Origin of the sequence: Celeribacter halophilus (assembly GCF_018860305.1) — a bacterium.
In the GTDB taxonomy this organism is placed as follows: Bacteria; Pseudomonadota; Alphaproteobacteria; order Rhodobacterales; family Rhodobacteraceae; genus Celeribacter; species Celeribacter halophilus_A.
The window spans coordinates 735,751-747,806 of record NZ_JAHKPE010000031.1; the positions used below are offsets into that span (position 1 = coordinate 735,751).

The 12,056-nt window shown below is 59.1% G+C and carries 13 protein-coding genes and 1 tRNA gene; 6 read left to right on the forward strand and 8 right to left on the reverse strand.

Annotated features, from left to right (window positions below; translation table 11 throughout):
- Nucleotides 1-7: 7 nt before the first annotated feature.
- A complete protein-coding gene (locus KO492_RS15400; RefSeq protein ID WP_252735546.1) occupies nucleotides 8-658 on the reverse strand; it encodes a tetratricopeptide repeat protein in 651 nt (216 codons plus the stop codon).
- Between KO492_RS15400 and KO492_RS15405 the strand changes: the two genes are divergently transcribed.
- The 3 genes from KO492_RS15405 (at nucleotide 657) to KO492_RS15415 (ending at nucleotide 3,831) form a co-directional block, all read left to right on the forward strand.
- Complete coding sequence (locus tag KO492_RS15405; protein ID WP_066599255.1) at nucleotides 657-947, forward strand: SCP2 sterol-binding domain-containing protein; 291 nt, start codon at nucleotides 657-659, stop codon at nucleotides 945-947. The genes KO492_RS15400 and KO492_RS15405 overlap by 2 nt on opposite strands.
- Before the next feature lie 47 nt (nucleotides 948-994).
- Nucleotides 995-1,936 (forward strand): alpha/beta fold hydrolase, encoded by a 942-nt coding sequence (locus KO492_RS15410; RefSeq protein ID WP_216045748.1) that lies wholly within the window; start codon nucleotides 995-997, stop codon nucleotides 1,934-1,936.
- A 74-nt stretch (nucleotides 1,937-2,010) separates the two neighbouring features.
- A complete protein-coding gene (locus tag KO492_RS15415; RefSeq protein WP_082715268.1) occupies nucleotides 2,011-3,831 on the forward strand; it encodes a M3 family oligoendopeptidase in 1,821 nt (606 codons plus the stop codon).
- A 154-nt stretch (nucleotides 3,832-3,985) separates the two neighbouring features.
- On the opposite strand, the gene KO492_RS15420 is transcribed toward KO492_RS15415, so the two are convergent.
- Complete coding sequence (locus tag KO492_RS15420; RefSeq protein ID WP_066599260.1) at nucleotides 3,986-4,303, reverse strand: DUF4389 domain-containing protein; 318 nt, start codon at nucleotides 4,301-4,303, stop codon at nucleotides 3,986-3,988.
- A 190-nt stretch (nucleotides 4,304-4,493) separates the two neighbouring features.
- On the opposite strand from KO492_RS15420, the gene KO492_RS15425 reads away from it, so the two are divergent.
- Nucleotides 4,494-5,663, forward strand: a complete 1,170-nt coding sequence (locus KO492_RS15425) for a dipeptidase (protein ID WP_216045749.1) — start codon at nucleotides 4,494-4,496, stop codon at nucleotides 5,661-5,663.
- A 251-nt stretch (nucleotides 5,664-5,914) separates the two neighbouring features.
- Here the strand turns inward: KO492_RS15425 and KO492_RS15430 are convergent, their stop codons facing one another.
- The 3 genes from KO492_RS15430 to KO492_RS15440 form a co-directional block, all read right to left on the reverse strand.
- Entirely contained in the window at nucleotides 5,915-6,892 is a 978-nt protein-coding gene (locus KO492_RS15430) for a Gfo/Idh/MocA family protein (RefSeq protein WP_216045750.1), read from the reverse strand.
- Nucleotides 6,893-7,083: 191 nt separating this feature from the next.
- Nucleotides 7,084-7,980, reverse strand: a complete 897-nt coding sequence (rpoH, locus tag KO492_RS15435; RefSeq protein WP_216045751.1) for an RNA polymerase sigma factor RpoH — start codon at nucleotides 7,978-7,980, stop codon at nucleotides 7,084-7,086.
- A 367-nt stretch (nucleotides 7,981-8,347) separates the two neighbouring features.
- Complete coding sequence (locus tag KO492_RS15440) at nucleotides 8,348-9,367, reverse strand: RluA family pseudouridine synthase (RefSeq protein ID WP_216045752.1); 1,020 nt, start codon at nucleotides 9,365-9,367, stop codon at nucleotides 8,348-8,350.
- On the opposite strand from KO492_RS15440, the gene KO492_RS15445 reads away from it, so the two are divergent.
- Nucleotides 9,366-9,683 carry a DUF6476 family protein gene (locus tag KO492_RS15445; RefSeq protein WP_252735547.1) on the forward strand — a complete coding sequence of 106 codons (318 nt, stop codon included), beginning with the start codon at nucleotides 9,366-9,368 and terminating at the stop codon, nucleotides 9,681-9,683. The genes KO492_RS15440 and KO492_RS15445 overlap by 2 nt on opposite strands.
- 612 nt (nucleotides 9,684-10,295) lie before the next feature.
- On the opposite strand, the gene KO492_RS15450 is transcribed toward KO492_RS15445, so the two are convergent.
- A tRNA-His gene (locus KO492_RS15450) sits at nucleotides 10,296-10,372 on the reverse strand.
- A 203-nt stretch (nucleotides 10,373-10,575) separates the two neighbouring features.
- Here KO492_RS15450 and KO492_RS15455 point away from each other — a divergent pair.
- On the forward strand, nucleotides 10,576-10,764 hold the full coding sequence (locus KO492_RS15455) for a DUF6324 family protein (RefSeq protein ID WP_216045753.1): 189 nt from the start codon (nucleotides 10,576-10,578) through the stop codon (nucleotides 10,762-10,764).
- A gap of 51 nt (nucleotides 10,765-10,815) precedes the next feature.
- Here the strand turns inward: KO492_RS15455 and KO492_RS15460 are convergent, their stop codons facing one another.
- Nucleotides 10,816-11,292, reverse strand: coding sequence for an MmcB family DNA repair protein (locus KO492_RS15460; RefSeq protein WP_216045754.1), 477 nt, complete (start codon nucleotides 11,290-11,292; stop codon nucleotides 10,816-10,818).
- 317 nt (nucleotides 11,293-11,609) lie between these two features.
- Nucleotides 11,610-11,921 (reverse strand): hypothetical protein, encoded by a 312-nt coding sequence (locus KO492_RS15465; RefSeq protein WP_216045755.1) that lies wholly within the window; start codon nucleotides 11,919-11,921, stop codon nucleotides 11,610-11,612.
- Between the last annotated feature and the right edge of the window lie 135 nt (nucleotides 11,922-12,056).

Sequence of the window (12,056 nt, forward strand, 5' to 3'; positions counted from 1 at the left end):
GTGGGTTTTAGAGCGCCGTGCCCTCAAGCGCCAGTTCAAGACGCGCAATCCGCGCCGAAAGCCCTTCCATCTGCGGGTGAATTTCCTGAATTTTCAACAGAACCTCCAGCGCCCGCGGCAGATCCCCGATTTCTTCGAGAACAAGCGCAAGGCCGGACAGAGCCCCGAAATGACGCGGCTCGCGGCTCAGCACCACGCCGATATCGACAATCGCCGGACCGTAGAGCCCCGCCATATAATAGGCCGTGGCACGCGCATTGTAGCCTTCGGTAAATTCCGGCGCATGATCCACCAGCGCGGTCAGGTGCCCGATGGCCCCCTGCACATCACCGGCCTCCATCGCCGCACGTCCGCGCTCCAAGAGCAGATCCATCGCATCCGAACCGGAGCGCGACAGTTCCATCGCGATTTCCTGTTCGATCTGGCCCGCATCATAGGCGTCGGCCACCGCGAGGTCGGAAAACAACGCATCCAGCCGCGCCTGATCGACGGCAAAAGCCGCAGAACCGGCAAAAACGAGCCAGAACGCAACGGCACATTTGAGAAACTGTCGCAATGCTTTCATAACAATTTGGATTGTAGCTTTCTGATGCACATGTTCATAGTCACAAAAGAGTGGCCATACAGACTGCGCCAGACCAACCGGAGAAATACCCATGAGCGATCTCATCACCAAAGCCGTATCGGCACTGAACGAAAAGATGACCGGCGGCTTTGACGCCGGCGTTGCGAAATTCGTGATCGAAGGCGAAGGCGCCATTGTTGTCGATGGCGAAGGCGCCCGAGCCGCAGACGATGACGCCGATGTCACCCTGACCGCCGATGTCGAAACCTTCCAGGGCATCATCGAAGGCGAAGTGAACCCCACCGCGGCCTTCATGCAGGGCAAACTGTCCGTCGATGGCGACATGGGTCTTGCCATGCAGCTTGGCTCTGTGCTTGCCTGAGACCAAGCGCGTGTTTTTGTAACGAGTTGAAAGTTGAGTGAAACGCCATGGCCGAAAACGCACCCTTTTTCGACGATCTGGCCCAAGGCCCCGAAGGCGGAGCGGCCTATTGGCTGACCGCGTCGGACGGGGTGCGTCTTCGCGTCGGGCTCTGGCCCAAGGATGACGCCAAAGGCACGGTGTTTATCCTGCCCGGTCGCACGGAATGTCTTGAAAAATACGGGCGCGGTGCGGCGGATCTGGCCGCCCGCGGCTTTGCCTCTCTGGCGGTGGACTGGCGGGGTCAGGGCATTGCCGAGCGGTTGTTGAAAGACCGCCGTATCGGACATGTCGAGGATTTTCAGGATTATCAGAAAGATCTGGACGCGGTGATCGCGCTGGCCGAAGAAAAAGCCATGCCGAAACCGTGGTTCCTGATCGGACATTCCATGGGCGGGGCCATCGGTCTGCGCGCCCTGATCGAGGGCAAACCCTTTCACGCCGCCGGTTTTTCCGCGCCGATGTGGGGGATTGGCCTGACACCGGTGCAAAAACTCATGCTCCGCTTTGTCTCCCCCGTCCTGCATCTTCTCGGCCTGCAAAACAGGCTTGCCCCGGGGACGAAACCCGAGACCTACATGATCTGGAACGGGTTCACCGACAATCTACTCACCTCCGACCGCGAGATGTTCGACTACATGACGCATCAGGTCGTCACCCACCCCGAACTCGGCCTTGGCGGACCGTCGTCGCATTGGGTCGTGGAGGCGATCCGCGAAAACGACTGGGCTTTCGAGCTTGATCTGCCGGAGGTGCCCGCGCTGTGTTTCCTCGGCGGCGACGAGCAAATCGTGAACACGCAAGCCGTCAAAGACCTCGCCACGCGCTGGACATCCTGCGAATTGGTGACCATTCCCGGCGCGCGCCACGAGGTGCCGATGGAAAGCCCAGCCACACGCGCCCTGTTTTATGACCGGCTTGCCGCGCTTTTTACCGAAAGCGCGCGTTAATCCCGCCGATCCCTTTGCATCCCGCAGCCAGACTCCCTATCTCTTGGGCAACACTGAGAATTAGGAGAGATGCAATGCGGTTCACGCGGCAAAATATGGTTTTCGATGCAAGTGCCGACAAAGGCGCCAAAGACTTCGGAGACCTGCCGGATTGGGATCTGACCGATCTCTACCCCGCCACTGATGCGCCCGAAGTGAAGCGCGATCTCGACTGGCTCGAAGAAGCCTGTGCCTCTTTCGCACGCGACTATGAGGGCAAGCTGGCCGATCTCGACGGTGCGGGCATGTATGAATGTATCCTGCGCGACGAGCGGATTTCTCAGGTTGCGGGCCGTTTGGGATCTTTTGCGGGGCTTTTGTATTACCAGAACACCGTGGACGGCGAACGCGCCAAGTTCTTTTCCGACATTCAGGACAAGATCACGACCTACACCGCGCCTTTGGTGTTTTTCTCCCTCGAAGTGAACCGCATCCCTGACGAGACGCTCGAAGAGATGCTCAAACACGAGGGGCTGTCGCGCTACCGTCCGATCTTTGAACGGATGCGCAAAATGCGGCCCTATCAGCTTTCCGATGAGTTGGAACGCTACGAGCACGACATGTCGGTCGTCGGGGCCTCTGCATGGAACAAGCTCTTTGACGAAACCGTTGCCGATCTCAAATTCGAGGTGAATGGCGAGACCCTCGGGCTTGAGGCCACCACCACGCTGATGTCCGAACCGGACCGCGATCTGCGCGAGGCCGCTGCGAAAGAGATCGCCAAGGTTCTGGGCGAGAACATCAAGATTTTCACCCGTGTCCACAACACCTTGGCCAAGATGGGCGACATCGAGGACAAATGGCGCGGGATGCCGACGCCGCAAACCGGCCGTCACCTGTCCAATGATGTGGAACCCGAAGTGGTCGAGGCGCTGCGCAACGCGGTTGTTGCCGCCTATCCGAAGCTGTCGCACCGCTATTACGAATTGAAACGCAGCTGGCTCGGTCTCGACAAACTGCAAGTCTGGGACCGAAACGCGCCGCTGCCGCTCGAAGAAACCCGCACGGTTGATTGGGACGAGGCGCAAAAGACGGTCATGGAGGCCTATGCAGGCTTCTCCCCGAAAATGGCCGAGATCGCGGAGCCGTTCTTTACCAAAGGCTGGATCGACGCGGGCGTGAAACCGGGCAAGGCTCCGGGTGCCTTCGCGCATCCGACCGTCACCGATGCCCACCCCTATGTCATGCTCAACTATCTGGGCAAACAGCGCGATGTGATGACGCTGGCGCATGAACTGGGCCACGGCGTGCATCAGGTTCTCGCCGCCGATCAGGGGGAGCTTCTGGCCAACACGCCGCTAACGCTGGCCGAAACCGCCTCCGTCTTTGGCGAGATGCTGACCTTCCAGAAACTGCTGAAAGGTGCCGAAACCCCGACAGAGCGCAAGGTTCTTCTGGCTGGCAAGGTCGAGGACATGCTCAACACGGTGGTCCGCCAGATTGCCTTTTATGATTTCGAATGCAAACTGCACGAGGCGCGCAAGGGCGGGGAACTGACGTCTGACGACATCAACCGGCTCTGGATGTCGGTACAGGGCGAATCTCTGGGGCCGGCTTTCGAATTCATGGACGGCTACGAGGTCTACTGGTCCTATGTGCCGCATTTCGTGCATTCACCCTTCTACGTCTATGCCTATGCCTTTGGCGACGGTCTGGTGAACGCGCTTTACGCGGCCTACACCGAACAGCCCGACGGGTTTCAGGAGAAATATTTCGACATGCTCAAAGCGGGCGGCTCGAAACATCACAAGGAACTTCTCGCCCCCTTCGGGCTGGACGCCTCCGACCCGAAATTCTGGGACAAGGGCCTGTCGATGATTTCCGGCTTTATCGACGAATTGGAAGCGATGGAGTGAGAACCGGTTCCCGCAAGGGATCATCGCTCCAGTGGAGTGATCAAGGTTCGAACGGACGGAGCCCCACAGCTCCCGCAAGGGCTCATCGCTCCACAACAACACAAAGCCCCGCTCAACCGGCGGGGCTTTTCAGTTTGGTAAGAACGCTTGAGCCTCAGTCCAGCTCTGTCCACGGCCAGGGCTTCACCTCGCTATCGCCGGTGATGTAGCGCGTGGCCTTGGCATACCAGATCCCCACATCCGTGCCCGCATTTGCCACACGGTCATTGGGTTTCTTGCCATTCACCAGAAGAATGATCGCCTGCAAAATCGCAAGCACGCCGATGATGGTGGAGGCGAGGTTCATCATGATCCAGATGAGGATCGAATAGAGGATGCGTGCCCCCATGTTCTCGGTGATTTCCTCCGGACGCTTGTCCTTTGCTCCGCCCATGTCGGGCATTACGTGGTCGAATTCATGCGGGTCGGCCATGGCGATTCCTTTACGTTACCCTGCGCCAGTCTAAAGCCTTCTGCCGCAAATCTGAATCACCGATTTGCAAGCGCCCCGCCACCCTGCATCAGCACAAGGTGGCCCGCCGGACTGACGCAAGGTTTCTCTTGGCGGCCTTGCATCCGCGCCCATAGGCTGGCCGGACATATGACAGACGGGAGGAGATTTCATGGTCAAATGGATAGGACGCGGCCTCGGCATCGTGCTGGTGGTCGGGGCCGTGGTGTTCTTCGGAATATTGCCCGGCATTGTGGAGAAGGGACAGAACTCCGTTGCGGACCATGCCCCCTACCCCGTCACGCCCGAAGCGCAGGCCCTGCACGACAGCCTGACCATTGGCGATCTGCATGCGGACAGCCTGTTGTGGAACCGCGATCTCTTGAAACGCGCAGATCGGGGCCATGTGGATTTCCCGCGGCTCAGAGAGGGCAATGTCGCCGTGCAGGTCTTCACCACAGTGACCAAAAGTCCGGCGGGCCAGAACTATGACCACAACTCCGCTGACGCCCGCGACAACATCACGCTTTTTGGCATTGCACAGCTCTGGCCGGTAAAAAGCTGGTTCAACCTGACCGAGCGCGGGCTCTATATGGCGAAACGGATGCAGCGCTATGAAGAAAAAGCCCCCGAACAGGTGCGAATCCTGCGCACCAAGGGCGATCTCGACGCCGTCCTCAACGCCCGCGCTAGCGGTCAGGCGCTGACCGGCGCGTTGATCGGATCGGAAGGCGGGCATATTCTCGAAGGCGATCTCGCCAATCTCGACCGCATCTATGACGCCGGATTCCGCCTGATGGGGCTGACGCATTTCTTTGACAACGCTCTGGGTGGCTCGCTGCATGGTGAGGAAGAACACGGGCTGACCGACTTCGGACGTGAAGTGGTGCGTGCGATGATCGAGAAACATATGGTGATCGATCTGGCCCATGCCTCGCCGCAAATGGCGCGGGAGGTGATCGAGATGACCGACCAGCCGCTGATCCTGTCGCATACGGGCATCCATTCCCATTGCGAGGTCAAACGCAACTTCCCCGATGAGTTGATGCAACAGATCGCCGCGACAGGTGGTGTGATCGGCATCGGTTACTGGGCGGATGTGACCTGCGACGCCTCCCCCGACGGGGTCGCACGCACGATCAAGGCTGCGGTCGATCTGGTCGGCGCGGATCATGTGGCACTCGGCTCCGATTATGACGGCTCTGTCGCGGTGGAATTCGACAGTTCCGAACTCGCCGCGCTGACACAGGCGTTGATGGATCAGGGATTGAGCGAGGCGGAGATTGCCAGCGTCATGGGCGGCAATATGATCCGCGTCCTGCGCCGGATTTTGCCGGACTAACACCTTCCGCAAAAAAAATCGGGCGCCCGATCAAGGGCGCCCGTCCGATAACCTCCCTGAGGACCGCCATTCAAGGCGCACACCCTCAAAGCCTTCTCCCCGCTCCCGTCACCAGACATCCCTCCAAGGGTCCGTTCACAAGAGCCGGAACGCGCTAAACGGGCGGCTCCTCCGCGTTGTTCGGGCCGGTTTTGCGAGACATGCTCATGTCATCCTCCTTTGCCGTTCCAACATCTAGAGAATAGCGCAAATCAGCCCCTTCCGCCTTGATCCGCATCAAAAACCATGTCGATCATCGCCTGTGTGCCGCGCGCATCTTCCAAGCTCCACGGATAGGCCACCCCGTCGCGCAGGGTGCGGACAAAGTTTTCCACCTGACACACATATTGGCGCACACGCGGGAATTGCTCGACCCGCATGGTGCCTGTGGCGTCGCGAATCTCGATCGCGGCCACACCCGCAACACCGGCGTTGAACGGGGTTTTCAGCACGATCACACCTTCCTGACCATGGAACCGGACCTCCTGAAACGGGGCCATCCGCATGGAGACATAGCCATGATAGGCAAACGACGGGAAACGGGCCGAGACATCCGCCGTGACATCCACCCCATGCTCGCGCGTGATGGCGGCGCGGGTGATCTCCAGAGGCTCCTCGCCCTTGGCATAGCGCGCGCAGCCCAGAGCATAGACACCAATATCGCCCAAGGCCCCGCCGCCAGTCTCCGGACGGTTCCGGATGTTCTGCGCATCGCGGTTGTCATAGGAGAACGCCGCCTCGACACGCGCCAACGCGCCGATCTCTCCAGCGGCCAGAACCTCCCGCACCCGCTGCCATTGCGGGTGATGCACGATCATATAGGCCTCTGCCGCCAACAGCCCCGTCTCGTCGCGCTTGGCGATCAACCGGTCGATGTCTTGCGCCTGCATTGCCACAGGCTTTTCACACAGCACATGTTTTCCGGCCTCCAACGCCTTGAGGCTCCACGCAATATGCAAATGGTTGGGCAGCGGGATATACACCGCGTCGATCTCGTCCGAGGCCAGCATGGCATCGTAATCGGTGAACACGCGCAACGCGGGGTTGAATGCCCGAAACGGTGCAGCTTTTTCTTCCGACGAGGTGGCCAGAGCGGCAAACACCGCCCCTTCCGCCTCATGGATCGCACGCGACATATGTTCGAGCGCAAATTTCGAAGCGCCCAGAACGCCAAAACGGACGGGTGTCATCTTTCATCCTCCTCTTTCATCGGGCGAAAAGCGCGCCGCATCAACAGGCTGTGTAGCGCCTCCCGCACACCTGCGTCTCAGGTCTTGCGCAATGTTCTACGCCCATGTCAGCGCCATCATGCGCCGGATCGAAACAAAGAAAAAGGGGCAGCCTCGGCCACCCCTTTGACAGAATTTTCCGCATCCGGCGATCAGACGCTTTCCAGAAGTCCCTGCTCTTTCGCCAGTTCCTGCATCCGCTTTTGCAGCTTTTCAAACGCCCGCACTTCAATCTGGCGGATACGTTCGCGCGACACGTTATATTGGCCGGACAGTTCTTCCAATGTCACGGGCTGGTCCTTCAGGCGACGCTGCATCAGGATGTCTTTTTCCCGATCATTGAGCACTTCCATCGCCTTCACCAGCAACTCGCGCCGCGTGTCCATTTCATCGCGGGCTTCATAATCGGCGGCCTGATTCGCGTTTTCGTCCTCAAGCCAGTCCTGCCATTGCGCGGAGCCTTCGTCATCGCTGCCGACGGTGGCGTTCAAAGAGGCATCACCCCCTGCCATCCGCTGGTTCATCGAGACGACTTCCGCCTCGGTCACACCCAGATCATGCGCGATCTGTTTCACGTTTTCGGGACGCAAATCGCCATCCTCGAATGCACCGATCCGCGCCTTGGCCTTGCGCAGGTTAAAGAACAGTTTCTTCTGCGCCGATGTCGTGCCGAGTTTCACCAGCGACCACGAGCGCAGGATATATTCCTGAATACTCGCGCGAATCCACCACATCGCATAGGTCGACAGGCGGAAGCCCTTTTCCGGATCAAAGCGTTTCACCGCCTGCATCAGGCCCACATTGGCCTCGGAGACCACTTCGGCCTGCGGCAAACCATAGCCGCGGTAGCCCATAGCGATCTTGGCAGCCAGTCGCAGGTGGGAAGTCACAAGTTTATGCGCCGCAGCGGCATCCTCGTGATCCACCCAGCGTTTGGCCAGCATGTATTCCTCTTCGGGTTCCAGCATCGGGAACTTGCGGATTTCCTGCAAATACCGGTTCAGACCCTGTTCCGGACTCGGAGCCGGCAAATTTGTGTAATTACTCATGTCTCACATCTCCCCGCGTCTCGGCGCCCTGACTTCATGTCTATGTAACAAGACTTAACATTCCACTTAGGAAAGCACATTTGCACTTTCAAGGGGCCGCGACACATTTCCCAATGCCTTTCCACACATCCCTTGATTTCCAAGTCGGTCGTGAAAGAGGCGTTACATCAATACGTTGCATGGTGCGTCCCGAACATCCGGTTTCCGGAATCTTTCGCAAAACACCCTGTCTGCAAGGTTTGAACGGAGAATGACCGATATTCCGGCAGGTCTCCAAGCAAAAGCGTCAAGATTTCACCGATCTCACAACCATGTGGCCTTTGTTACACTCCAACGCAGGCCCGCCCATACATTGAGCCATATGCGCTTAGAGGTGATCGAGAAGCTGCTGCATGTCGTCGGGCAGAGGAGCCTCGAACCGGATTTCCTCGCCGCTGACAGGGTGGACAAAACCCAGCACCGCCGCATGAAGCGCCTGACGCGGGAAGTGGTCCACCGCCTCGCGCGCCGCCTCGGACAGCGCCTTGTGGTTGAGCTTGCGCCGCCCGCCATAGGTCTGGTCCCCGACAAGCCCGTGCCCCGCATGGGCCATATGCACCCGAATCTGGTGCGTCCGTCCGGTCTCCAGCCAACATTCCACAAGCGCCAGTTGCGGCGGCGTCCCGAAGAGGTCCAGAACCCGTGCGCGAGTGATGGCATGGCGTCCCTCGGTAAAAGACACGGCCTGTTTCTGACGATCCGTCTTGTGACGCCCCAGAAGGGTCGTGATGCGCAAGATGTTCGAACCTTCGAAACTTACGCCCTTCACCCCCCGCAGACGCGGGTCCATCGGGTCCGGTGCCCCGTAAACCAGCGCGTAATATTTGCGCTCGACCGTGTGTTTCTCGAATTGCTTGGCCAGCCCCTGATGCGCCTTGTCGGATTTGGCCACAACCAAAAGCCCCGACGTGTCCTTGTCGATCCGGTGCACAATGCCGGGGCGTTTTTCCCCGCCGATCCCCGACAGGCTCTCGCCGCAATGGTGCATCAAAGCATTGACCAAAGTACCCGACGGCGAACCCGGCGCAGGATGCACCACCATGCCGACCGGTTTGTTCACCACGATCAGGTCGTCGTCCTCATAGATCACATCCAGAGGAATATCTTCGGCCTTGAGTTCGATCTCCGTGGCCTCTTCCACCGTGATCTCGATCCGGTCGCCCTCTTTGACCTTGCCCTTCTGGTCGCTCACCACGACCCCGTTGAGCTTCACCGCCCCCTCGGCGAGCAATTTCACCAAGCGTGACCGCGACAGCGTGGCTTCTTCTGGCACATCGCGGGCAATCGCCTTATCAAGACGTTTGGGCGGGTTCTCCGCAATGGCAAAGGTAACGGTGGTCACAGGCATGGATGATCCGACAGACAAGGGCTTCGAGATGGACCCGAAAGAAGCGGCAGGGCTGACGCTGTTGCGACGGCTGGTCACCGGACTTCTCGGGGTGATGATTGTCGGGTTTCTAGTGCTGATCGGCCTGCTTGTCACGCGCTTCCCGGATTTTGACGCGCCCGCACCGGACTGGCCGGACACGCTGGCCCTGCCGGATGGTGTCGAACCGGAGGCTGTGACCCGTGGCGCGGACTGGATTGCGGTTGTCGCGGGGGATGAAATCCTGATCTTCAACGCCGGAACCGGCGCGCTGCAACAGCGGATCACCTTAGACTAGAGCCGTAGACCAAGGCCGTGGATTAAAACCACAGAAGAAAGTCCCGCCTGCATAGCGAGACTCTACACATGACGTCCTGAAAATAGAGAACGCGACGCCCTCCCCTGCGCCGCGTTCCAGCCTTATGAACCCTGAAACCCCGTGGCTCATCAGGCGATTTTCATGGGCTTGTCCTAGACGCGCCCGTCCGCCTCGCCCTTGCAGCATTCATGTGCTGCGAATGCGAGCAACAGGACTGGCAAAAAGACCAAAGCCGAATAGATCGCTCCAACGAAATAAAGATGCATATTGTCCTCCCTTTCTGAAATATTAGCATGAAATTGCCAAAATTGCTACATTTTGTCGCAGGCTGCGCAGGAGGTGGCTTTTCTCCATACAAGTCAAAGGGCTGAAGACTGCAGCATAGCTCTACCCCGCGCGGCGCGTTCAAAGAGGACAGGCAACGCAGACAGACTCAGACGCCGATATGAGCGTCAGGGCTCCGGCGTCTTTGTCGCGGGCTCAGAGAGGGGAAAACGAGGAGGGACATCCGCGCACAAAAGCCTTCGCAGGCGCAGAAAAACCTGCCGCGTTAGCCGTGACGGATATAAAGCCGGAGATGAAGAAGAAGGGTGGTACCACCTCCCCGGCTCGAACGGGGGACCTCCTGATCCACAATCAGGCGCTCTAACCTACTGAGCTAAGGCGGCACTGACGGGGGATGTACTGTCCTGTGCCCGTGAATGCAAGAGGCAGTTTCAGCAAAAATGCCACAAAGCCGCTATGTTTTTCGCGAAAGCCATAACAAAGCCATGCCACGGGGGCCGGTGCGCCGCGCCACAAGGCAGAGCCGGCTTGCCTCCGGCGCGTCAAAGCCTTAAATGCGGGTTAATCCATAAGGGAGCCACGGACCATGGGCATCAACTCGGAAAAAGACATCGAAGCCAATCTCCAGATCGGGCCGACCTCGCTGGGTATGGTGCGCATGTTTATCGAGGCCACAGGCGGCATTGAAATTCCGATGGATTTCGAACCGGAAGAAGCCGAAGAAATTGCCGAAGAACTCCGTGCCGCCGCCGCTCAGGCCCGCAAGGTCAAGTGATCGCGCCGCTGTCACGTGCCTCCGGCGGGAGTATTTCCCCCACGGAAAGCCCTATATATCCTTGAACATCCCCGCCACACCCGGATCACGGTAGCTCTGTAACCGTGTGGCCGCCGTGCGGGCGACATTCAAATGGAGCGCCTTGCGTCTGGCGGCGGGCAGTCTGGCCTCCTCGGGGTGGCGTATGATCTCCGCGCCGTAGCCGTCCGCGAGAATCAGCCCCGCCTCATCCGGCAGGATTTCGACCGGAAATCCGGCATCGACCGCAAAGAAATAGCGGTCGCACCAGTCCAGATAGCCCTGCCATTTTTGATCCGAGGTGAAATCGGCGCGGTTTGATTTACATTCGATCACCCAGACCTCGCCTTTCGGTCCCAGCGCCATGACATCGACGCGCAGGCCGCGGGCGGGCACAAATTCCTCCACACAGGCAAAGCCGTAGCCGCGCAAGTGACGGCAGACCCCACGGGCGAGAATTTGGCCCGCTTGCATCGGGGCGGCTGTGGAGGACGGATCAAGATCGGACATAAGAAGAACCTGACCCAAGGAGCGGAGAAATTCAACGCCCTGCCCCTTGTCCTTCGCCCTGCAACGCCCTATCTGCGGGTGCAGGCGGGATCTGCTCGTTACGTACACATGGGCGCAAGACTCCGGTGGCCTTAAGCAACCGAATGGGAGCTGGCTCTGTCAGGACCGTGGTTCTGTTATCTGGTGCCCACCTGATATATCAGGCTTCGGGAGCATACGCGTCGCTACGGATGCTGCGGTCCCCCGCCGCCATACCAAAACGCGCCCTCGATTCGGGGCGCGTTTTTGTTTGGGCGTTGTTCTTTAAACACAGAGGCTTAACGGCGGTTTGCCGTGGCCTCGACCGGAACCGGTTCCAGCGCGGCCAGAGGAAGATCGTCGCGTTTGCCGCCTTGGTCATCCTCCTCGCTATCGGCCATGCGCATGATCGTGATGGCGAATTGCACGCCGGAGAACACGATCCCGTTGGCAAACCACAACACGATCACCGCAATGATGCCCGCGTCGTTATGGGTCACGAGATGCCAGAGATTCGCGACGTTGAAATACAGCAGCATCCCCACAAATCCCGCCGCGATGGCAAAGCCGATCAGCACCTGCGTGATATAGAGTTTAACGAGTTTGGGCATAAACGGCCTCCTGAACCTGACGCTGTCACCTCTATCACAAAACCACTGCGAAATCTGCCCCCGGCAACGCGGCACGTCGTCGCGTGTGGTCTTTGCCTGCCTCGTGCGAGGGCTGATTGTGTCAGAAAGTGACGT